This is a genomic window from Streptomyces humicola (assembly GCF_024436035.1).
GTDB lineage: Bacteria > Actinomycetota > Actinomycetes > Streptomycetales > Streptomycetaceae > Streptantibioticus_B > Streptantibioticus_B humicola.
The window spans coordinates 19,396-40,577 of record NZ_JANFNG010000017.1 but is presented as its reverse complement, the minus strand read 5'-3'; the positions used below and the strand labels follow the sequence as shown (position 1 = coordinate 40,577).

Genomic DNA, 21,182 nt, shown 5'->3' with positions numbered 1-21,182 from the left:
ATCAGATGATCAGGCTGTGACCGGTCGTTCGAGCAACGACAGAGCCCGCTCTACGAGTTCCTCACCGTGGCCGGCGAGCCAGTGCACCCGTGGATCGCGGCGGAACCACGAGTCCTGGCGGCGCGCGAAGCGCTTGGTGGCGCGTACGGTCTCGGCACGCGCCTCGTCCTCGGTGCACTCACCGGCGAAGTGCGCCAGGACCTGCTGGTAGCCGAGCGCCCGGGAGGCGGTCCGGCCCTCCCGCAGCCCCACCGCCTCCAGCGCCCGCACCTCCCCCAGGAGACCGGCCTCCCACATCCGGTCGACGCGCCGTGTGATGCGCTCGTCGAGCTCGGGGCGGGACACGTCCACGCCGAGCTGCACGGTGGTGTAGACGGACTGCCGGGCGTCCGGCCCGGGCAAGTTGGCGGTGAAGGGGCGCCCGGTGATCTCGACGACCTCCAGGGCGCGTACGATGCGGCGGCCGTTGCTCGGCAGGATCGAGCGGGCGGCCTCGGGGTCGGCGGCCGCGAGCCGTGCGTGCAGCGGTCCGGAGCCGTGCGCCGCGAGCTCCTCCTCCAGCCGTGCCCGCACCTCGGGGTCGGTGCCGGGGAAGTCGAGGGGGTCGATCGCGGCGCGCACGTACAGCCCGGAGCCGCCGACCAGGACCGGGATGCGTCCCACGGCGTGCAGGCGGTCGATCTCGGCGCGCGCGAGGCGCTGGTACTCGGCGACGCTGGCGGCCTGCGTGACGTCCCAGATGTCGAGCAGGTGGTGCGGGATGCCGCGGCGCTCTTCTGGGGTGAGCTTGGCCGTCCCGATGTCCATGCCGCGGTAGAGCTGCATCGAGTCAGCGTTGACGACCTCGCCGCCGACGGCGGCGGCCACGGCGGTGCCCAGGTCGGACTTGCCGGCCGCTGTGGGGCCGACGACGGCGATGACCTCGGGGGCCGAGTCGTGCAGGGGATGCGGGACAGCAGTGTTCACCTGCCTAGTCTCCCAAACCGCTCGAACGCGGATTTCCACCCGCACGGGTAAGGTCTGGAGTAACAAATGGGTGTTTTTCGGACCTCGTAGGACACCTCGTTGGACCAAGGACGGTGACCCATGGGCTTCCTCGACGCGATCAAGGGAAGGTTCAGCAAGGGCAAGGCCGAGGACCTCGCGCGCCGGCATGGGGACAAGGTCGATACCGGTATGGACAAGGCGTCCCAGCAGCTGGACGAGGGGTCCGGCGGGAAGTACTCGGAGCAGATCCAGACGGGCACGGAGAAGGCCAAGGACACCCTGGGCAACCTGGACAAGGACCAGGGCGGCACGGACGGCGGCGCCCCTTCTTGACATCCGTCGCCGTTGTCCCGGACGGCCGCGGGGCACGCTCCCCGCGGCTGTCGGCGCCATAGCCCGGCGCACGCGGCCGCGTGCCTACGACACGGCTTACGACACCGGGTGACTACGACCAGGTGGCGACGAAGTAGCCGACGCCGTAGGGCGCCTCGTCGTACAGCAGCGTCCCGCTCAGCCCCGCGCCCTCGGCCGCGCCGGCGAGCACCTGCCACGGCGCGCGGCCCGCGGCCAGCAGCTCGGCTGCGAGCCGTTCGTCCAGGGTGGCGAGTGCCGCCGCGTCGGCCGCGGCGAGCGCCGCCGCCACCGATTCGTCGAAGGGCCCGGCACGTTCGTCCAGGTAGCCGGGGGCCTTTTCGCTGCGACGGGCGCTGCCGTCTCCCATGACCAGCAGCGCGACCCGCTCCGCCGACGCGGCCAGCTCACGACCCGCCTGCAGACACCGCTCGACGCCGAGCGGTTCGCCGACACCGAGCCCCTCGACGGGAGCGGCCGACCATCCCGTACGCGCCAGCAGCCAGGCGCCGACGGCGAGCGACGCGGGCAACTGCCGTCCGGCGCCGCCTTCTTCGGCCTCCTCGCCGGACCGCCCCAGGACGACATCCAGGTGCACGCCGAACGGCCGGAAGGAACCCGCCGCTCCCTCCTGATACGCTCCGCGCCCGGCCGGCTCCGCCGGGCCCAGTACCGCGAGCCGGTCCGGTCGCGCCGCGGCGAGCACCGCCACGGCATCGCTGCACGCGGCGCGCAGCGGCTCCAGCTCCGGCGCGGCTCCCTGCGCCACCTCGGGGACGAGCAGCGGCGGGCACGGGCAGACGGCGGCGGCGACGAGCATGTCCGGCACACTACCGCCCGGCTGCGCCCCCGCCGCGGCGGGTCAGTCGCAGCCGCAGCCCGGCCCGGACGCGGGGGCGGGGGCCGAGGCGCCGATGGTGGGCAGCCCAAGCATCACTCCGGTCTGCTGCTTCGGAGCAGCGTTGCGGCGCTCCCACGCATCGCCCGCGGCCGTATGCCGCACCGCCCGTGCGGGATTTTCGGCGAGCAGGTGGTGCGGGGCGGCGTAGGTGATGTCGACGGTGACCACATCGCCCGGGCGCACCGGCTCCGCCGGACGCTCGAAATGGACGAGGCGGTTGTCCGGGGCACGGCCGGAAAGGCGCGCCGTGCGGTCGTCCTTGCGGCCCTCACCCTCGGCGACCAGCACTTCGAGGGTGCGCCCGAGTTGCTTCTTGTTCTCCTCCCAGGAGATCTCCTCCTGCAGGGCGACCAGGCGCTCGTACCGCTCCTGGACCACGTCCTTGGGGATCTGCCCGTCCATCGTCGCCGCCGGCGTGCCCGGCCGCTTGGAGTACTGGAAGGTGAAGGCCTGCGCGAACCGTGCCTCGCGCACGACGTGCAGGGTCTGCTCGAAGTCCTCCTCGGTCTCACCGGGGAAGCCGACGATGATGTCGGTCGAGATCGCGGCGTCCGGCATCGCGGCGCGCACCTTCTCGATGATGCCGAGGTAGCGCTCCTGCCGGTACGAGCGGCGCATCGCCTTGAGCACGGCGTCGGAGCCGGACTGCAGCGGCATGTGCAGCTGGTGCATCACGTTCGGGGTCTCCGCCATCGCCGCGATCACGTCATCGGTGAAGTCGCGGGGATGCGGAGAGGTGAACCGCACCCGTTCCAGGCCGCTGACCTTTCCACACGCCCGCAGCAGCTTGGAGAACGCCTCGCGGTCGCCGATGTCAGACCCGTAGGCGTTGACGTTCTGGCCGAGCAGGGTCACCTCGATGACGCCGTCGGCGACCAGCGCCTCGACCTCGGCGAGGATGTCGCCGGGACGCCGGTCCTTCTCCTTGCCGCGCAGCGCCGGGACGATGCAGAAGGTGCAGGTGTTGTTGCAGCCCACCGAGATGGCGACCCATGCCGCGTACGCGGACTCGCGCCGGGTCGGCAGCGTGGAGGGGAACGCCTCCAGCGACTCGGCGATCTCGACCTGCGCCTCGTCGGCGATGCGGGCGCGCTCCAGCAGCACCGGCAGCCGGCCGATGTTGTGGGTGCCGAAGACCACGTCGACCCAGGGGGCCTTCCTGACGATGGTGTCGCGGTCCTTCTGGGCGAGGCAGCCGCCCACGGCGATTTGCATGCCGGGCCGGGCCGCCTTCTTCGGCGCGAGCTGCCCGAGGTTGCCGTAGAGCCGGTTGTCGGCGTTCTCCCGCACCGCGCACGTGTTGAACACGACGACATCGGCGGCGTCATCGCCGTCGGCCGCGCGCACGTACCCGGCGTCCTCCAGCAGGCCCGCCAGCCGCTCGGAGTCGTGGACGTTCATCTGGCACCCGTAGGTGCGAATCTCGTAGCTCTTAGATTCTTGAACGTCCACTGCGAGGCTCCGGTCGCTGCTGCTGGTCATGCCTCAAGGGTAGGCGGTCCCCGGAGACCCCTTGCCCCAGCGCTCCTGTCGGGGCAGCAGCCCACGGGCGGACCATCGACAAGGCGGCTGAGGCAGCTGCGACCGAGATGGCCGCGCTGCTGGGCCATCTGTCACTGCGGCCGCGGCTCGGCGTGTTCCAGGCCGCCGCCCTCCACCTCGTACCGCCGGCACTGATCGCACTGCGCCACCGTCATCCGGACGCCGCCGCGCCACCGTCATCCGGACGCCGACGTCTCTGTCGTCGACGTGGTGTCCACGCGCGGTCTGGTCGAGATCGTCGCCGGCAGGCTCGACATGGCCGTCGTCGCCTCCTGGGGCACTGCGCCGACGCTGCCGCCGCACATCTCCGCGCACCGGCTGCTGCACGACCCGGTGGTCGTGGCGCTTCCCGACGACCATCCACATGGCCGTCGGTGCTTCGCCCGGCCGCCCGCTGTGCCCGGAGCAACTGCGCGACGAATCGCGGGTCGCGATCGTGGCCGGTCACGTCGCCCGTGAACAGTTCGACCGAGCCGCGGGTGAAGCGGGCTTCACTCCCAATGTGCGCTTCGAGACGGAGCCTATGACGTCGCCCAGGCCCTGGTCGGTGCGGGCAGCGGTGTGGCCCTGGTTTCGCGCCTGGCGCTGACCGACACCCCGGGAACGACCCACCGCGAACTGGCTCAACCACGGCTCCACCGTGAGATCCGCGCGGTGACCCAGGCCTACACGACACTCACGCCGCTGGTGGACGTGTTCCTGATGCTGCTGCGCGATGTCGCGCACGACCGTACCGCCACGTGGCGCGAGGGCACCGCGAGCGGCTGACACACTCCGGAGCGGATCGGTGAACTCCTGTACGGAGCAGCGCCCTGTGTGAAGTCAGCACCCGTAGGTGCGTACCTCACATGTCTTCGCGCTCATCTCAATGCACCAGGGTCCGTGGGCGCCGGACGGGCCCACATGCCCTTCTCAAGGGGCCGCGCGACTGGCAGGATCAGCGTCCCATGAGTCCTTTGAGGCTTCGGTGGCCATCGCTTCGGCGGCCCGGGTCCCGGCGCATCGGGCAGGCGGCGGTCGGCGCGGTCGTCGTGGCCGGGTTGATGCTCTGGTGGCTGCTGCCCGCCGGCGGTGTGCCGTACCCGCACCGGCCCATCACCATCGCCACGGGCGTGCCGACCGGCGTGTACCAGACGTACGGGCAGTTGCTGCGCGGCGATCTGGAGCGCGACCTGCCGGGTGTGCGGGTGCAGCTGCTGCCGTCGCAGGGCTCGGTGCAGAACCTGCAGTACCTCACGTCGGGGCGCGCGGACTTCACCTTCGCCCAGGCCGACGCCGTCGCCGACTACGGCGGTCCCGGCAGGTCGGGGCTGCGCGCCGTGGCACGGCTCTACGACGACTACATGCAACTCGTCGTCCCGGCCGGTTCGAGGATCGGTTCGGCGCGCGACCTGCGCGGCCTGCGGGTCGGGGTGGGGCAGCCCGGCTCCGGGGTGAACCTCATCGCCCGGCGTCTGCTGCGGGCGGCCGGCCTCGACCCCGGGAAGGATCTGACGGCGGTGCCCGCGGGGATCGACACGGCTCCCGGACTCCTGGAGTCGGGCAGGCTCGACGCGTTCTTCTGGTCGGGCGGACTGCCGACAGTGGCCGTCCAGGATCTCGCGAAGCGATTCCCCATCAAACTGGTGCCACTCGGGGACCTGATCGAGCCGCTGCAGAAGCTGGGAGCCGCGGCGGCCTACTACCGCTCCGCGGTGATGCCGGCCGACGCATACCCGCTGGTGCAGAAGGGGCGGGCGGTGCCGACGATCGCCGTGGCGAACTTACTGGTCACCACGGACCGCGCCGACGCCGGCCTGGTGGAGCGGGTGACGAGAACGGTGATCGACAGCAGGGACGCGATCGGCGCGGTCGTGCACTCGGCCCAGCAAGTGGACCTGCGCACCGCGATCTTCACCGATCCGCTGCCCCTCCACGAAGGCGCGCGCCGTTACTACCTCTCCGTCAAGCCCTAGTCCGTCGAGCCGAGTCCGTCAAGCAGTTGCCGACCGCGCCTGGGAACCCCTCCGGCGGGCCCCGTCCCCCGGAGGAGCGCCCGGCAGGGTGAGGGTGACGCTCAGCCCCCGGGGCGTGTTGTGGGCGTAGGTGATGGCGCCGCCGCCCTGCGCGAGCAGTACGCGCGCGATCGACAGGCCGAGCCCCGAGCCGTCGACGTTCTGGTGGCGCGGGCTGCGCCAGAAACGGTCGCCGATCCGGGCCAACTCGTCGTCGGCGAGTCCGGGACCGCCGTCGGCGACCGTGACGGCGACCGTGTTGCTGCCGCGCGCCGAGACGCAGACGGTCACCTTCTCCCCTTCCGGTGTGAACTTCAGGGCATTGTCGATGACGGCGTCGAGGGCACTGGAGAGCGCCGTCGGATCGGCCCAGCCGGTGACGGTCCCGTCGGCGGCCCTGTCCGGGGCTCGGTATTCGAGAGGAACGGACTCCTGCTCCGCCACCGGCCGCCAGGCGGCGACGCGCTCGGCTGCGAGCTCCGCGATGTCGGTGATCCGCGTCTCGGTGCGAACGTGCTCGGCGAGCGCGAGGCCCAGCAGGTCGTCCAGCACAGTGGCGAGCCGCTTGCCCTCCTCCCGTACCGACTCCAGCTCCCGCTCCATCTCGCCGTTGCCACCGGGGAGTTCGAGGGCGAGCAGGTCGATGCGGAGCAGCAGCGCGGAGAGCGGATTGCGCAGCTGGTGCGACGCGTCCGCGACGAACGCCCGCTGCTGCTCCAGCACCTGCTCGACGTTGGCCGCCATCTCATTGAACGACCTGGCGAGGCGCCGCAGTTCCGGCGGGCCGCCGGCCTCCGCGACGCGCGAGGCAAGTTGGCCGGTCGCGATGTCGTGGGTGGCCCGGTCGAGTACGCGGATGGGGCGCAGCACCCATCCGGTGAGCCGGATGGCGACGAGCACCGCCACCGCCGTCGCCGCGATCTCGCCCCCGGCGATCAACAGCCAGCCGTGCAGGATGCGCGAACGCATCGCGCCGGTCGGCGAGTCGGTCATCACGACGGCGACCACGTCACCGTCCTGGACGATCGGCGAGGCGACGGTGATCCGGCCGCGCTGCCAGGGCCAGACCTGCGCGGGATTGTGGCTGCGGCGGCCGGCCAGCGCCTCCTGGAACGCGGGATCGGCGGTGATCTGCTCCGGGGTGCGCCAGTGCCGCGGCGCGTCGGCCATCGCCGCGCCGTCCCGATAGAAGACGCCGGCGTTGATCCCGTACAGGTCCTGGTAGCGGGCGAGCTCGATACGCAGGGTGCGCAGCCGTTCCGAGCTGTCGGCGGCGACGGCGTCGGGGGCGGTGCCTCGTTCGGTCACGAACTGGCCGATCGACGCGAAGCGCGTCGTGTCGTCGATGCGGTCGACGATCAGCTGCTGTTGCTGGGAGGAGGCGAACTCGGCGGCGAGCGGGAGCCCGAGGGCGAGCAGCACGGCCGCCATCAGGACGAGCAGGAGCGGGAGGAGGCGGGAGCGCACTGCGGACGGCGCCTATCGGGCGGCAGGAGCGACGAGCCGGTAGCCGACGCCGCGAACGGTCTCTATCAGCGCGGGCAGGCCCAGTTTGGAGCGGAGCGAGGCGACATGCACCTCCAAGGTGCGTCCGGTCCCCTCCCAACTGGTGCGCCACACCTCGCTGATGATCTGCTCACGGCGGTAGACGACACCGGGGCGGCCCGCGAGCAGGGCGAGCAGGTCGAACTCCTTGCGGGTCAGCGGGACGGGGACGCCGTCCACCACAACCTGGCGGGTGGACGGTTCGATCGCGACCGGGCCGATGCGCACGGCTTCACGCGGCCCATCCGGGGGAATGTGCAGAGCTGATGTACCAGTCGTGTCGTTCGTCCCGCTTGCACCGCCTTGTCCTGCCGCGGTGTTGCTGTCGTCCGCGGTGGCACGCCGGCTGACGGCGTGGATACGGGCGAGCAGTTCCCCGGTGTCGTAGGGCTTGACGACGTAGTCGTCGGCGCCGAGGTTCAGGCCGTGGATGCGGGACCGGACGTCCGAGCGGGCCGTCACCATGATCACAGGAGTCCCCGTGATCCGCCGGATCCTGCCGCAGACGTCGAAGCCGTCCTGGTCGGGCAGGCCGAGATCGAGCAGCACGACGCCGAATGGCGGGCCCGCGTCGGGCAGCAGCGCACGCAACGCCTCTTCCCCGTTGCCGGCGTGGACGACATCGAAACCGTGCTTGGCGAGTAGGGCGGAGAGCGCAGCGGCCACCCGCTCGTCGTCCTCGACCAGCAGCAGCCGCATCGGTCCCCCTGTCACGCGGTCCGTATCGTGGGTCCTATGGTCGCATCAATCGCCCTTCCAGACGACGGGGCCGAGCAGGGGGCCACGGAGGGGCGGCGGACGGGCGGCGGACGGATCACCGAAGAGGCAACCCCGGAACGGTTCCTGTCGACGATCCTGCGCCACTGAGGTGCAGTCAGACGGCGCACGACGGCGCGCCGGTGCACGGAGGCGGTCTTCGCTTGACGCACGCACCCGCAGTAGGTTGCATACGCTATGTGATCGAACGCCGGGCAGGATCCGCCCTTCCCACGAAGCGACAAGGCAGCAGGCCATGGACCCGGTGATCGTCGCGGGGGCGGGCCCGACCGGCCTCGCGCTCTCGCTCTGCCTCGCCCGGCATTCCGTGCCCGTGGTGCTGCTCGACGGCGGCGGCGTTCCGTCGGAGCAGCGTCCCGAACGCACCGCCGTACTCCGCCCGCAGACCGCGGACCTGCTCTCCCGCCTCGGCTACACCGCCGTCCACCGCGATGCCGCCCGTTGGACGGCCTGGCGCACGATGCGGCGCCGGCAGGAGCTGCTCCGGGTCGAGTTCGCCGACGGGGACGGCGACGGGAACAACGGCGAGAGCGACCCGGCGCCCAGGTCCGAGTCCTCTCCCCTGCACCTGACCCAGGACCGGCTCTGTCATGGACTGCGCAATGCACTCGTCGGCCAGTCGCTGGTGACGATCGCGCACGGTGCCCGCCTCACCGCCATCGAGCAGGACGAGGACGGGGTGAGCGTGCACACCAGTGGCGGCGCCGGCGCTCCGGAGGCGGAGACCTGGTGGCGGGGCAGCTTCGTGGTCGGCTGCGACGGGCCCCGTTCGACTCTGCGCAAGCTGCTCGGGGTGCGCTTCCCCGGGCGCAGCAGCGTGCAGCGCTACGCGGTCGCGGCACTGCGAACCGAACTCCCGTTCGCGGGCGAGGCGTTGCAGCACCGAGATCCTCCGGGCGCCAGGCGGGGCACGGAGGCGATGGCCCGTCCGCTGCCGGACGGCGCCTGGCGGCTCGACTGGTCGCTGCCACCGGGCGGTGCGTCCGCCGGCGCTGCGGCGACGGCCGCCGGCCCCCTGACCTCCGATGCCCTGGTGACGCTGATCCGGGAGACGCTCGCGGGTTGGTGCGGCGGCAGTGTGCCCGCGTACGAACTGCTCGGCTGGGCCGAACACCCCGTGCACCAGCGGCTCGCACGCCACTGGCGCTCCGGGCGGGCCTTCCTCGCGGGCGATGCCGCTCATCTGCTGGGGGCGCTGGGGACCCAGGCGCTCGAAGAGGGCCTGCGAGACGCCGACAACCTCGCCTGGAAGCTCGCGCTCGCCTGCCATCACGGCGCCTCCGACACGCTGCTCGACAGCTATCAGAGCGAGCGGCGCGGCGCGGTGGGCGTCCGGCTGCGCTCCGCCGACCAGGCGATGCCGCTGCTGCGCACCGGCGGCCCCTGGCGCACGGTGCGCCATTCGCTCTTCTCCGGACCTCCGGCCCGCCACGTCGCGTTGATGACGGACGGTCACCTCGGGCGCGGCGCGCTGGGTTCACCGCCGGTCTACGAGCGCTCACCGCTGGCGCCTCCGGCGCCCGGCGGACGAGGGCGTGCCGCCGTCCCTTCGCTAGTCGGCGTGGCTGGTACGGCGCCGGGCGGGACGGTCACCGATGTGGCGGTGATCGGGCTCGACGGGAGACGCGGGCGGCTGAGCGAACGGTTCGGCCGGCACCTGCTGGTGGTGCTCGTCGCCCCGGGTACAGGGGTGTGGGAGAGCAGACACTGGCTGACCGCAGGGCTGATGCCACAGCTGTCAACGGCAGTGGCGGAGCTGCCGACCCGCGCGGAGCTGCTGGTCACGGAGGGTTATCCGGGCGCGACCGCGCATACCGTCCTGGTGGTGCGGCCCGACGGGCATCTGGTCGGTGCGATGACGGGCTGCCGTCCGGCGGAGCTGTACGCGCACGCGGATGCGGCGCGGGGCGGGCTGCCCACGCGTCACCCGCGCAGGGATACGAGCGAACACGTGGGCGAGGACGCCGGTGCCGGCCCCGGCTCGAGCGCCGACGAGGTACACGAAGCGCTCGGCGACGAGGACGAAGGCGCCGGGTCCCGCTTGCGTTCCCGCTGAGCCGGATCGCCCGGCCCGCCTTGACCGGCTCCGGAGAGCCGTGGTTGACTCCAGAGCGTGACCGACACCGACCTGCGACTTGTGCGGAGGGTCCATTTGGACCTCCTCCGCTTCGTGGGCTGCGTGTGTCGGCCGTCCTGCTGATCCGGATTCCTCACTCCACGCGGCCGCTGGTGCCGCCGTTCCCTGCGATCGCTCAGGACGGCCCTCGTGTCCCTCTCTCTGTCTTTTCCCTTGGTCCTCTCTCCCCCGGCCGCACCGACGGCCGACGACCTTCTCGACTTCGCCCGCCGCGCCGCTGCGGACGCCGACCTCGTCTCCCGACTGCCGTTGGACCCCATCGGACGCACCTGGGTGCGTCTGGACGGTCCGGGCGGCAGTGAGGCCTGGCTGATCGGCTGGCCGCCGGGCGCGGAGACCGGCTGGCACGACCACGGCGGATCCCGGGGCGCTTTCGCCACCGCCACCGGGGAACTCGCCGAGGAGTCGCTGTCCGTACCGCTGCCCACCGACGGCTGGCGGTCCCTCGAACTCGCCGACGACGTGGACCGCACCCGGCGCCTTCCGGCGGGCCGCGGACGCGCCTTCGGCCCGCACCACATCCATCAGGTCGTCAACGCCTCCGAGGAGCAGCACGCGATCTCGGTCCACGCCTACTACCCGCCGCTTCCGCTGATCCGCCGCTACAGCAGGCGCGGCAGCCTGCTGCACCTCGAGCTCGTCGAGAGCCCTCAGCAATGGTGACCACTCCCCCGGTCTCCCCGGGATCGGTTCGCGGCATCGACGAGCTGCTGGCCGCTGCCCGCACCCGTCTGGAGCGACTGGACGCTCATCAGGCGTACCGGGCGGCGGAGTCGGGCGCACTGCTCGTCGACATCCGGTACGCAGCGTTGCGCGATCGGGACGGCACCATCCCCGGCGCGTTGGTCGTCGAGCGCAACGAACTCGAATGGCGCCTGGACCCGTTGTGCGACCACCGGCTCCCCGAGGCCGCCCATCACGGCCAGCGGATCGTGGTGATCTGCAACGAGGGGTACGCGTCGAGCCTCGCCGCGGCCTCCTTGCAGGCGTTGGGGCTTCACCGGGCGACCGATCTGGCCGGCGGCTTCCAGGCCTGGCGTGCGGCGGGGCTGCCCGTGGACCCTCCGGGCGGAACGGACAGGTACGACGGGCCCGACCGGCCCGCTCAGTCGGAGAGGTAGCCCTCCAGGAACTCGGCGTCCTCGCCCTCCTCCTCCAGGGCGCGGCGCACCACCCGGAGGGCAAGCCCTTCCGCGTACCCCTTGCGGGCCAGCATCCCCGCGAGGCGGCGTATCCGCTTGTCCCGTTCGAGGCCGCGAGTGGAGCGCAGCTTGCGCTCCACCAGGGCGCGAGCCGTCTCCTCCTCGCGCGCGGCGTCGAGTTGCTCGACGGCGCGTTCGACTACTGCGGAGTCGACCCCGCGCGTGCGCAGTTCGCGGGCGAGGGCACGTCGGGCGAGCCCGCGGCCGTGATGCCGTGACTCCACCCAGGCGTCCGCGAACGCCGCGTCGTCGATGAGCCCGACGTCCTCGAAGCGCGACAGCACGTGCTCTGCCGCGTCGTCGGGGATGCCGCGCCGCCGCATGGCCTCCGCCAGCTGCGCGCGCGTCCGGGGTGTCCCGGTGAGCAGGCGCAGGCACAACGCCCGTGCCTGCTCACCGGGATCACGCGACGGGCCCTGTTCCGCCCTCGTGGAAGAGGGCCCGCCGCAGCTCTCATCGCGTCCGCGCGGCACGGATTATGCCTTGGCCGTCGCAGACTTGGCCGGCTTGGCGGCCTTCGCCGGAGCCGCGGCGGCTTCCGCCTTGGCGGCCGGCTCCGCAACCCCGGTCGCGGCGTCCGCCCCCGGCTCGTCGCCCGGAGTGTCGGCCCGTACGCCGATGCCCAGCTTCTCCTTGATCTTCTTCTCGATCTCATTGGCGAGATCGGGGTTGTCCTTGAGGAAGTTCCGGGCGTTCTCCTTGCCCTGGCCGAGCTGATCGCCCTCGTAGGTGTACCAGGCACCGGACTTGCGGATGAATCCGTGCTCGACACCCATGTCGATCAGACCACCCTCGCGGCTGATGCCCTGGCCGTAAAGGATGTCGAACTCGGCCTGCTTGAAGGGCGGCGCCACCTTGTTCTTGACGACCTTGACGCGCGTGCGGTTGCCGACCGCCTCGGTACCGTCTTTCAGGGTCTCGATGCGGCGGATGTCGAGCCGCACCGAGGAGTAGAACTTCAGTGCCCGGCCGCCCGTCGTCGTCTCGGGCGAGCCGAACATCACGCCGACCTTCTCACGCAGCTGGTTGATGAAGATGGCGGTGGTCTTCGTCTGGTTGAGCGCACCGGTGATCTTCCGCAGCGCCTGGCTCATCAGGCGGGCCTGGAGCCCCACGTGCGAATCGCCCATCTCGCCCTCGATCTCCGCGCGCGGGACGAGGGCCGCGACGGAGTCGATCACGATGAGGTCGAGCGCGCCGGAGCGGACCAGCATGTCGACGATCTCCAGGGCCTGCTCGCCATTGTCCGGCTGGGAGAGGATCAGGGAGTCGATGTCCACGCCGAGCTTCTTGGCGTACTCGGGGTCGAGGGCGTGCTCGGCGTCCACGAAGGCGACCGCACCCCCGGCCTTCTGCGCGTTGGCCACGGCGTGCAGGGTCAGCGTGGTCTTTCCGGAGCTCTCCGGTCCGTAGACCTCCACCACGCGGCCGCGCGGCAGGCCGCCCACGCCGAGCGCCACATCGAGAGCGGTCGACCCGGTCGGGATGACCTCGACGGGCTCGTTCGGCCGCTCGCCGAGACGCATGACGGCACCCTTGCCGAACTGCCGTTCAATCTGTGCGAGCGCGGCGTCGAGCGCCTTCTCGCGGTCGGTTCCTGCCATGGGTTCCACCCGGTTTGCTTGAGTCGATCGCTTCACGTCCACCGACGCTAGCGCCTGCCACTGACAATCCAGTCCTGAAGCCAGTCCTGAAGCCCGTTCTGAAGCCGTCCCCGACAAGCGCCCGCCCGGTACACACCCCATAGGAATGGATGTTCGATTTTTGTGTCAAGCGCCTCACCAGCCCCTGTGGATAACCACAGAACCGCAGGTCACAGGGGTGGTCAGCGCTGTGCTGCGGGAATGTCCACCGCCGCGCACACCGCCCGCCACACGTCTTTCGCCTGCCAGCCCGCGGCGAACGCCTCGTGCACGGTCCGCCCGCCGAGCTCGGCGATCACATGGTCGCGGGCGAACGAGTCGGCATAGGCGTCGCCGAAGTACGCACGCATCCGCTGCCAGAAGACCGTCAACTTCATGGACCCAGTATCGCGCCCAGGAGGTGCCCTGTTCGGCGAGCGCTCTTTTCGCACCCTCGTGTACACCGTGCCCACAGCCCGTACACAGCCGGGGCGTCAAGGCTCTAGGGTGCGCCCATGGCCGCATCCGCAGCACCCTCGTCCCCCCTCGAACGCGCCGGGCAGTTCGTCTGGCTCACCGCCCGCGTGCTCGAACAGCGCAGATTCGCTCACCTCTTCCTCGGCAGCGCGGCCGATGGGGTCGAGGCGGCGCTCGTCGCGTACCGCAACGACGACGGGGGCTACGGCCACGCCCTCGAGCCGGATCTGCGCGGCCCGGTCAGCCAGCCGCTGCACACCGCGCTCGCGCTGCGCGTTCTCGACGAGATCGGACGCTGCAACAGGCCTCGGGCGGAAAGCGTGTGCCGTTACCTGACGTCCGTCTCCACACCGGACGGCGCGCTGCCCGGCGTCCATCCCTCGCTGCGCGGCTATCCGTTCGCGCCCTGGATCCAGCCGGCGGACGACCCGGCCGGGGATCTGCTGGCGACCGGCCCCGTCGTCGGGGCGCTGCACCGCAACGGCGTCTGGCACGCATGGCTGTTCAGGGCCACCGACTTCTGCTGGGCGGCGGTGGAGGCCTTGGAGAAGACCCATCCGTACGAGGTGGAGGCGGCGGTCGCGTTCCTCGACGCGGCGCCCGACCGGCCGCGCGCGGAAGCAACCGCGGAACGGCTCGGCCACCTGGTGCGCGAGCAGGGTCTCGCCGTCCTGGAGCCGGACCGGGCCGACCGCTACCCGGTGAGCGAGGGCTACGCACCGGGCGAACACCATTACCCGCACGACTTCGCCCGCACACCCGGATCGTTGGCGCGCCGCTGGTTCACCGATGCGGAGATCGACCGCTCGCTGGACTTCCTCGCCGCCTCCCAGGAGGACGACGGCGGCTGGCCGATCCGCTGGCGGGCCTGGGCTCCGGGCACACGTCTCGAATCGCGCCCGGGGGTGACGATCGAGTCACTGCTGACCCTGCGGGCATACGGCCGCCCGCTCACATAGCGCCCCCCACGTGGCGCACCAGCGCGGTCACCACCACCGCCGCCCCCACCACGACGAGGAAGGGCGCACGCAGCACGACCGCGACCGTCGCGGCCGCGAGCCCCACGGCACGTGCGTCGACGACAAGGGCGCGCCCGGTGCCGCCGAACGTCTCTTGGACGGTGAGCGCGACGAGCAACGCGATCGGTACCAGCGCAGCCAGCCGCTTGACGAGGGGACGTTCCAGGACCCCGGCGGGCACCGACAGCCCGAGCAGCTTGACCGCATACGCGCCGACCGCGGTCACGACGATGGCGATCCAGACGGTCACCGGACCACCGTCCCACGACGGCCGGGCCCGCGACGGTCGGCGAGCAGCACGAGGGGTGCCGCGAGCGCCGCGACGAGCACGGGCACCCCGGTGGGCAGCAGAGGCTGCGCCATGAGCAGGAGCGCGGCCGCGAGCACCGCCGTCGCCCGTTCCCGCCCGCCTGCCCGCAGCCTCGGCGCCAGCAGGGCGAGGAACACCGCGGGTCCGGCCGCGTCAAGGCCCCACGTCTGAGGGCTGCCGAGCGCCGAGGCCCCGTATGCGCCCAGCAGCGTGGTCAGGTTCCACAGCACGTAGAGGGAGGCGCCGGTGACGGTGAACCCCAGGCGGGCCGCTGCCCGGTCGGGCTGGGCGAGGGTCACCGCAGTCGTCTCGTCGATGACCCAGTGAGCGGCGAGCGGCCGCACCGCCCGCGGCAGGCACAGCAGTTGGGACAGGCGCAGCCCGTAGAAGGCATTGCGCACGGAGAGGAAGAACGCCCCGGCCACCGCCGCGGGTGCGGCGGCTCCCGCGCCGAGCGCTCCGGCGAGCGCGAACTGCGAGGCTCCGGTGAAGACGAGCAGGCTCATGGCGCAGGCCTGCGGGACGCTGATCCCGGCTCCGGCGGCGGTCGCCCCGAAGGCGAAACCGGACAGCCCGACGGCGGTGCCGACGCCGAGCGCGTCGCGGATCACGGCCGAGCGGGGTGCGGGCGATATGGATTGCTTGTCGGCGGTGGTCGGTGCTGCAGTCACCCGGACAAGGCTACGGAGGCCGTGCCGGGGCCGTCTTGTACGTTCTTGCGCCGGCCGCCGTGCCCGCGCTGATAGGCGCCCGGCGGTACTCCGACGATGCGCGTGAAGTGCCGGTTCAGGTGCGGCTGGTCGGTGAAGCCGACCTCGACGGCCACCCGGGCGGGAGGGATCCCCGCGTCGAGCAGCGCACGGGCGCGGCGGACGCGTGCGTCGGTGAGCCAGGTGTGGGGCGGCATCCCATAGACGGCGCGGAAGGCGCGCAGCAGCGCGAAGGGGCGCGTGCCGAGCTCGGTGGCGAGCTCCTCCAGCGACGGCGGCGCGGTCATCCTGGCCCGTAGAAGATCGCGCGCCCTCATGGCGGTGCGTGCGCCGGCACCGAGCGGGGTGCGAGCGGGCAGCGACGCACCGTGGTGGCGCAGCAGGTGGGCGACGACGATCCGCAGCATGGTGTCCGCGGCGAGCGCGTTGTCCTCGTCGATGGCCCGGTGCACCTCGGTGACCAGGTGAGACGCATACGGATCACCGGCCACGGGAACGGAGAAGCCGGCCGTGCCGCGCAGGGAGGTGGTCTCCGCGGCGATGGCTGCGACCACCTCGGGGCCCGGGTAGAGCGCGCTGTACGTCCAGCCCTCGGGGATGCCTGCGTGGCCGGTGTGCGGGGTGTCGGGGTTGACCAGGGCAAGCCCGCCGACGCCCACGCGCACCAGGGTTCCCCGGTGTTGGAAGGCCTCGACGCCCTTGGTGATCGCGGCGATCACATACGCCTCGTGGGTGTGCTGGATGAACGTCTTCTCGATGTAGCGCGCCCGCAGCAGGTCGACGTCGGGCAGCGCCGGGTGGCGCCAATGGCGTGCCCGCTCCCGCACCTGCACCCGCGCTCGCTCTCCGATGGCCATCGGTCCATTGTCAGTGGGGCGAGGCACGATGGATGGCATGTCGATCGGGAAGAGGCCACGGACGCCGGAGCAGGGTCCGCCGGAGCAGGGTCCGCCGGAGCGGGATCCGGCGTCGGCCCTGGACGGGTTCGCCCCGGCCACGCGCGCGTGGTTCACGGGAGCCTTCACTGCGCCCACGGCCGCCCAGGCCGGGGCGTGGCGGGCGATCCGCGAGGAGTCCGACGTCCTGGTGGTGGCACCGACGGGCTCCGGCAAGACGCTGGCTGCGTTCCTCGCCGCACTCGACCGGCTGGCGAGCACACCACCGCCCGCCGAGGCAAGGCGCCGCTGCCGGGTCCTGTACGTCTCCCCACTGAAGGCGCTCGCGGTCGACGTGGAGCGGAATCTGCGCAGCCCGCTGACCGGCCTGCGGCACGAGGCGGTACGGCTGGGCCTGCCGGAGCCGCAGGTGCGCGTCGCCATCCGCTCCGGCGACACCCCGGCGGCCGAGCGGCGTGCGATCGCCACGCGTCCCCCGGACATCCTGATCACCACGCCCGAGTCGCTGTTCCTGATGCTCACCTCGGCCGCCCGCGAGGCGTTGCGCGGTGTGGAGACGGTGATCCTGGACGAGGTGCACGCCGTCGCGGGCACGAAGCGCGGCGCGCATCTGGCGCTCTCCCTCGAACGCCTCGACGAGCTGCTCGACCGGCCGGCGCGGCGGATCGGCCTTTCGGCCACTGTGCGGCCGGTGGAGGAGGTGGCACGCTTCCTCTCGCCGCAGCGCAAGGTGACGATCGTGCAGCCGCACTCGCCGAAGGAATTCGACCTGTCGGTGGTCGTGCCGGTCGAGGACATGGGCGAGCTGGGCGGCTCTCCTGTACCGGATGGGGTCGGTTCCGGAAGCGAGCGGCCGTCGATCTGGCCGCACGTCGAGGAGCGCATCGCCGATCTGGTGCAGGCCCACCGCTCCACGATCGTCTTCGCCAACTCCCGTCGCCTCGCCGAGCGGTTGTGCAACCGGCTGAACGAGATCGCCTACGAACGGGCCACTGGTGAGCCGCTGCCCGAGGACCACTCGCCTGCCCAGCTGATGGCCGAATCGGGTGCGGGCAGAGGCGCCCCGCCGGTGCTGGCCCGCGCCCACCACGGCTCGGTGTCGAAGGAACAGCGCGCCCTGGTCGAGGAGGATCTGAAGGCCGGGCGGCTGCCGGCCGTGGTGGCCACCTCCAGCCTGGAACTGGGCATCGATATGGGCGCGGTGGATCTGGTGGTCCAGGTCGAGTCGCCACCGTCCGTCGCATCGGGACTGCAGCGGGTGGGCCGTGCCGGGCACCAGGTGGGCGCGGTGTCTAAGGGTGTGGTCTTCCCCAAGTACCGCGGCGATCTGGTGCAGTCGGCGGTGGTGACGGAGCGGATGCGCAAGGGCGCGATCGAGGCGCTGCGTGTGCCGTCCAATCCGCTCGACGTCCTCGCCCAGCAACTCGTCGCCATGACGGCGGTGGACACCTGGGACGTGGATGAGCTGCTGGCCGTGGTGCGGCGGGCGGCGCCGTTCACCGCGCTGCCGGAGTCCGCGTTCACGGCGGTGCTGGACATGCTGGCGGGCCGCTATCCGTCGGACGCCTTCGCCGAGCTGCGGCCGCGCGTGGTGTGGGACCGGATGGCGGGGAAGGTCAGCGGCCGCCCCGGGGCGCAGCGACTGGCGGTGACGTCGGGCGGCACGATTCCCGATCGCGGGCTGTTCGGCGTCTTCCTCGCCGGCGCCGATCCGAAGAAGGGCGGCGGCCGGGTCGGAGAGCTCGACGAGGAGATGGTCTACGAGTCGCGGGTCGGCGACGTCTTCACGCTCGGCACGACCTCCTGGCGGATCGAGGACATCACCCGCGACCGGGTGCTGGTCTCCCCGGCGCCCGGCGTGCCCGGGCGGCTGCCGTTCTGGAAGGGCGACCAGCTGGGCCGCCCGCTCGAACTCGGCCGTGCGGTGGGCGCCTTCCTGCGCGAGGTGGGCCGGCTGGACCCGGACGCGGCGCAGGAGCGGCTCGCCGCTGCTGGTCTCGATGCGTGGGCGGCGGACAACGTCGTGGCCTATCTGGAGGAGCAGCGGCGGGCGTGCGGGCATGTGCCGGACGACCGCACGATCGTCGTCGAGCGCTTCCGCGACGAGCTCGGCGACTGGCGGATCGTGGTGCACTCGCCGTTCGGTGCCCAGGTGCACGCCCCGTGGGCGCTCGCGCTGGGCGCCCGGCTCGCGGAGCGCTACGGGTTCGACGCCCAGGTGATGCACGCGGACGACGGGATCGTGCTGCGGCTGCCCGACGCCGATCTGATGGGCCTGGATCTGCTCGACACCGCCCCGGCGCAGGCGGGCACGGAGTACGACGGCGAGCAGAGCCCGGTCGGCGCCGCCGATGTCGTCTTCGACAAGGGCGATGTCGAGCAGCTGGTCACCGATCAGGTGGGCGGCTCCGCGCTGTTCGCCTCGCGGTTCCGTGAATGCGCAGCCCGGGCACTGCTGTTGCCGCGTCGCAGCCCGGGCAAGCGCACACCACTGTGGCAGCAGCGGCAGCGCGCGGCTCAACTGCTCCAAGTTGCATCGGAGTTCGGATCGTTCCCGATCGTTCTCGAAGCGGTGCGGGAATGCCTGCAGGACGTGTTCGACGTGCCGGGGCTCGCCGAGCTGATGGGCGACATCGAGTCACGCAAGGTGCGGCTCGTCGAGGTGACGACGCCCGAGCCGTCGCCGTTCGCACGCTCCCTGCTCTTCGGCTATGTCGCTCAGTTCCTCTACGAGGGCGACTCCCCGCTCGCCGAACGCCGCGCCGCGGCGCTGTCGCTGGACTCCCGGCTCCTCGCCGAACTGCTCGGTCAGGCCGAGCTGCGCGAGCTGCTCGATGCCGAGGTGATGGCGGACCTCGAGCGGGAGCTGCAGTGGCTGACGGAGGAGCGCAAGGTCAAGGACGCCGAAGGTGTGGCGGATCTGCTGCGCCTGCTCGGGCCGCTCACCGACGCCGAGCTGGCGGAGCGCGGCGCGCAGCCGCAGTGGCCACGGGAGCTGGAGGCGGCACGGCGGGCGATGAGGGTTCGGATCGCGGGGGCCGAGCACTGGGCGGCGGTCGAGGACGCCGGACGGCTACGGGACGCGTTGGGCACGGCGTTGCCGGTCGGCATTCCGGAGGCGTTCACCGAGCCGGTCAAGGACCCGATGGGTGATCTGGTCGCGCGCTTCGCCCGCACGCACGGCCCGTTCACCGCCGCGGACGCCGCCGCCCGCTTGGGTCTCGGCCCCGCGGTCGCCGAGGGCACCTTGCAGCGGCTCGCCGCCGACGGGCGCGTCGTCCAAGGGGAGTTCAGGCCCGAGGGGGTGGGCCACGAGTGGTGTGACGCCGGGGTGCTGCGCAGGCTGCGCAGGCGTTCGCTGGCGGCGCTGCGGCAGGAGTTGGAGCCGGTGCCGGCCCCGGCGCTGGCCTCGTTCCTGCCGCGATGGCAGCACGTGGGCACCGACAGCCTGCGCGGGATCGACGGTCTGCTGCGCGCCGTCGAGCAGTTGCAGGGAGCTGCCGTGCCCGCTTCGGCGCTGGAGAAGCTGGTGCTGCCCTCGCGTGTCATGGGTTACACACCGGCAATGCTGGACGAGTTGACAGCGGCCGGGGAGGTGGTGTGGGCAGGGGCCGGGGCGCTGCCCGGCAAGGACGGCTGGATTTCGCTCCATCTGGCCGAAAGCGCACCGCTGTTGCTGCCGGAACCGCATCCGCTGGAGCTCTCCCCCGTCCACCGGGCGGTTCTCGAGGCGCTCTCCGGCGGATACGGGCTGTTCTTCCGCCAGATCGCCGAGCACGTACGGGCCGGCGTTCCGGAGTGCACCGACCCGGAGCTGGCCGAGGCCATATGGGAGTTGACCTGGTCAGGGCGGCTCACCAATGACACGCTGGCCCCGCTGCGCGCGCTGCTCGGCTCCGGTCGCACAGCGGGATCGACGGCCCACCGGGCACCGCGCGCGATCCCCCGCGGACGGTATGGATCCCGCCTCGCCCGGCCCACCGCATCCCGTACCGGTCCGCCGACGACGGCCGGGCGGTGGTCCCTCCTGCCGCCGGGCGAACCGGATCCCACGCTGCGCGCGCACGCGCTGGCGCACACCCTGCTCGACCGGCACGGCGTCGTCACCCGCGGCGCTGTGGCGGCCGAAGGCGTCGAGGGTGGGTTCTCGGCCGCCTACCGAGTGCTGTCGGCGTTCGAGGAGAGCGGTCAGGCGCGCCGCGGGTATGTCGTCGAGGGTCTGGGGGCGGCCCAGTTCGCGATGGACGGCGCGGTCGACCGGCTGCGCGCGGTGCACATAGCGCGGGAGCGCGAGGAGGTGCACGGGACCGCGCCGCGCGCCGTCGTCCTGGCCGCCGCCGACCCGGCCAACGCCTACGGAGCAGCACTGCCGTGGCCCGATCCGCCGGCCGGGGCCGGGCACAAGCCGGGCCGCAAGGCGGGAGCGCTCGTCGTGTTGGTCGACGGGGAGCTGGCGATGTATGTCGAACGCGGAGGCAAGACGCTGCTCGCCTGGGGCGACCAGGACGACGCGCACGGGGAGGCGGCCGCGGACGGCTCCCGCCCTGCGGCCGCTGCCCGGGCGCTGGCGGCCGCCGTCCGTGACGGAGTGCTCGGCCGTCTCACCATCGAGCGCACCAACGGCGAGTCGGTACTCACCTCGGCGCTGGGCCGGACGCTGGAGGCGGCCGGGTTCCACGCCACGCCGCGCGGACTGCGCCTACGGGCATGAT

General features: G+C 72.2%; 20 protein-coding genes and 1 pseudogene. 10 read left to right on the top strand and 11 right to left on the bottom strand.

The genetic code is table 11. The features are described from left to right. Window positions 1–9: 9 nt before the first annotated feature. Window positions 10–966 (bottom strand): tRNA (adenosine(37)-N6)-dimethylallyltransferase MiaA, encoded by a 957-nt coding sequence (gene miaA / locus NGB36_RS20760; protein ID WP_255921856.1) that lies wholly within the window; start codon window positions 964–966, stop codon window positions 10–12. 120 nt (window positions 967–1,086) lie between these two features. On the opposite strand from miaA, the gene NGB36_RS20755 reads away from it, so the two are divergent. Continuing rightward, on the top strand, window positions 1,087–1,320 hold the full coding sequence (locus NGB36_RS20755; protein WP_255921855.1) for an antitoxin: 234 nt from the start codon (window positions 1,087–1,089) through the stop codon (window positions 1,318–1,320). Window positions 1,321–1,432: 112 nt separating this feature from the next. Here NGB36_RS20755 and NGB36_RS20750 read toward each other — a convergent pair whose 3' ends face one another. Both NGB36_RS20750 and miaB read right to left on the bottom strand, forming a co-directional pair. Beyond that, complete coding sequence (locus NGB36_RS20750; RefSeq protein ID WP_255921854.1) at window positions 1,433–2,158, bottom strand: class III extradiol dioxygenase subunit B-like domain-containing protein; 726 nt, start codon at window positions 2,156–2,158, stop codon at window positions 1,433–1,435. 42 nt (window positions 2,159–2,200) lie between these two features. Next, window positions 2,201–3,721, bottom strand: a complete 1,521-nt coding sequence (miaB, locus tag NGB36_RS20745) for a tRNA (N6-isopentenyl adenosine(37)-C2)-methylthiotransferase MiaB (protein WP_255921853.1) — start codon at window positions 3,719–3,721, stop codon at window positions 2,201–2,203. Between the two features lie 213 nt (window positions 3,722–3,934). Between miaB and NGB36_RS20740 the strand changes: the two genes are divergently transcribed. The 3 genes and pseudogenes from NGB36_RS20740 to NGB36_RS20730 all read left to right on the top strand — a co-directional run bounded on the left by NGB36_RS20740 (window position 3,935) and on the right by NGB36_RS20730 (window position 5,736). Beyond that, the gene (locus NGB36_RS20740; protein ID WP_255921936.1) at window positions 3,935–4,240 is read left to right on the top strand and encodes a LysR substrate-binding domain-containing protein; all 306 of its coding nucleotides are present in this window, start codon (window positions 3,935–3,937) and stop codon (window positions 4,238–4,240) included. Window positions 4,241–4,315: 75 nt separating this feature from the next. Next, window positions 4,316–4,549 (top strand): annotated as a pseudogene (locus tag NGB36_RS20735) (hypothetical protein); the annotation flags it as partial. Window positions 4,550–4,728: 179 nt separating this feature from the next. Next, window positions 4,729–5,736, top strand: coding sequence for a TAXI family TRAP transporter solute-binding subunit (locus NGB36_RS20730; protein ID WP_255921852.1), 1,008 nt, complete (start codon window positions 4,729–4,731; stop codon window positions 5,734–5,736). A gap of 18 nt (window positions 5,737–5,754) precedes the next feature. Here NGB36_RS20730 and NGB36_RS20725 read toward each other — a convergent pair whose 3' ends face one another. Together NGB36_RS20725 and NGB36_RS20720 are read right to left on the bottom strand one after the other, a co-directional pair. Further along, window positions 5,755–7,242, bottom strand: coding sequence for a sensor histidine kinase (locus tag NGB36_RS20725; RefSeq protein ID WP_255921851.1), 1,488 nt, complete (start codon window positions 7,240–7,242; stop codon window positions 5,755–5,757). A gap of 12 nt (window positions 7,243–7,254) precedes the next feature. Continuing rightward, window positions 7,255–8,019 (bottom strand): response regulator transcription factor, encoded by a 765-nt coding sequence (locus NGB36_RS20720; protein WP_255921935.1) that lies wholly within the window; start codon window positions 8,017–8,019, stop codon window positions 7,255–7,257. Window positions 8,020–8,055: 36 nt separating this feature from the next. Here NGB36_RS20720 and NGB36_RS20715 point away from each other — a divergent pair, with 36 nt between their 5' ends. From NGB36_RS20715 to NGB36_RS20700, 4 genes are all read left to right on the top strand, one after another. Further along, window positions 8,056–8,187 (top strand): hypothetical protein, encoded by a 132-nt coding sequence (locus NGB36_RS20715; protein ID WP_255921850.1) that lies wholly within the window; start codon window positions 8,056–8,058, stop codon window positions 8,185–8,187. Between the two features lie 145 nt (window positions 8,188–8,332). Further along, entirely contained in the window at window positions 8,333–10,153 is a 1,821-nt protein-coding gene (locus NGB36_RS20710) for an FAD-dependent monooxygenase (protein WP_255921849.1), read from the top strand. Window positions 10,154–10,363: 210 nt separating this feature from the next. Then, window positions 10,364–10,897 carry a cupin domain-containing protein gene (locus NGB36_RS20705; protein WP_255921848.1) on the top strand — a complete coding sequence of 178 codons (534 nt, stop codon included), beginning with the start codon at window positions 10,364–10,366 and terminating at the stop codon, window positions 10,895–10,897. After that, window positions 10,891–11,355 carry a rhodanese-like domain-containing protein gene (locus NGB36_RS20700; protein ID WP_255921847.1) on the top strand — a complete coding sequence of 155 codons (465 nt, stop codon included), beginning with the start codon at window positions 10,891–10,893 and terminating at the stop codon, window positions 11,353–11,355. Before NGB36_RS20705 ends, NGB36_RS20700 begins: the two co-directional genes overlap by 7 nt. On the opposite strand, the gene recX is transcribed toward NGB36_RS20700, so the two are convergent. The 3 genes from recX to NGB36_RS20685 all read right to left on the bottom strand — a co-directional run bounded on the left by recX (window position 11,340) and on the right by NGB36_RS20685 (window position 13,456). Further along, complete coding sequence (gene recX / locus NGB36_RS20695) at window positions 11,340–11,909, bottom strand: recombination regulator RecX (RefSeq protein ID WP_255921846.1); 570 nt, start codon at window positions 11,907–11,909, stop codon at window positions 11,340–11,342. The two genes, NGB36_RS20700 and recX, sit on opposite strands and share 16 nt — an antisense overlap. 3 nt (window positions 11,910–11,912) lie before the next feature. Then, window positions 11,913–13,040, bottom strand: a complete 1,128-nt coding sequence (gene recA / locus NGB36_RS20690) for a recombinase RecA (RefSeq protein WP_255921845.1) — start codon at window positions 13,038–13,040, stop codon at window positions 11,913–11,915. Between the two features lie 221 nt (window positions 13,041–13,261). Next, window positions 13,262–13,456 (bottom strand): DUF3046 domain-containing protein, encoded by a 195-nt coding sequence (locus NGB36_RS20685; RefSeq protein ID WP_255921844.1) that lies wholly within the window; start codon window positions 13,454–13,456, stop codon window positions 13,262–13,264. Window positions 13,457–13,573: 117 nt separating this feature from the next. Between NGB36_RS20685 and NGB36_RS20680 the strand changes: the two genes are divergently transcribed. Next, the gene (locus NGB36_RS20680) at window positions 13,574–14,494 is read left to right on the top strand and encodes a hypothetical protein (RefSeq protein WP_255921843.1); all 921 of its coding nucleotides are present in this window, start codon (window positions 13,574–13,576) and stop codon (window positions 14,492–14,494) included. Here the strand turns inward: NGB36_RS20680 and NGB36_RS20675 are convergent. From NGB36_RS20675 to NGB36_RS20665, 3 genes are read right to left on the bottom strand one after another with little or no spacing between them, the layout of a single operon-like run. Then, window positions 14,487–14,804 carry an AzlD domain-containing protein gene (locus NGB36_RS20675; RefSeq protein ID WP_255921842.1) on the bottom strand — a complete coding sequence of 106 codons (318 nt, stop codon included), beginning with the start codon at window positions 14,802–14,804 and terminating at the stop codon, window positions 14,487–14,489. The two genes, NGB36_RS20680 and NGB36_RS20675, sit on opposite strands and share 8 nt — an antisense overlap. Continuing rightward, on the bottom strand, window positions 14,801–15,535 hold the full coding sequence (locus NGB36_RS20670) for an AzlC family ABC transporter permease (protein ID WP_255921841.1): 735 nt from the start codon (window positions 15,533–15,535) through the stop codon (window positions 14,801–14,803). The genes NGB36_RS20675 and NGB36_RS20670 overlap by 4 nt, the downstream gene beginning before the upstream one ends. Beyond that, window positions 15,532–16,431, bottom strand: a complete 900-nt coding sequence (locus NGB36_RS20665; protein WP_255921840.1) for an AraC family transcriptional regulator — start codon at window positions 16,429–16,431, stop codon at window positions 15,532–15,534. The genes NGB36_RS20670 and NGB36_RS20665 overlap by 4 nt, the downstream gene beginning before the upstream one ends. A gap of 28 nt (window positions 16,432–16,459) precedes the next feature. Between NGB36_RS20665 and NGB36_RS20660 the strand changes: the two genes are divergently transcribed. Then, entirely contained in the window at window positions 16,460–21,181 is a 4,722-nt protein-coding gene (locus NGB36_RS20660) for an ATP-dependent helicase (RefSeq protein ID WP_255921839.1), read from the top strand. The last annotated feature ends 1 nt before the right edge of the window (window position 21,182 follow it).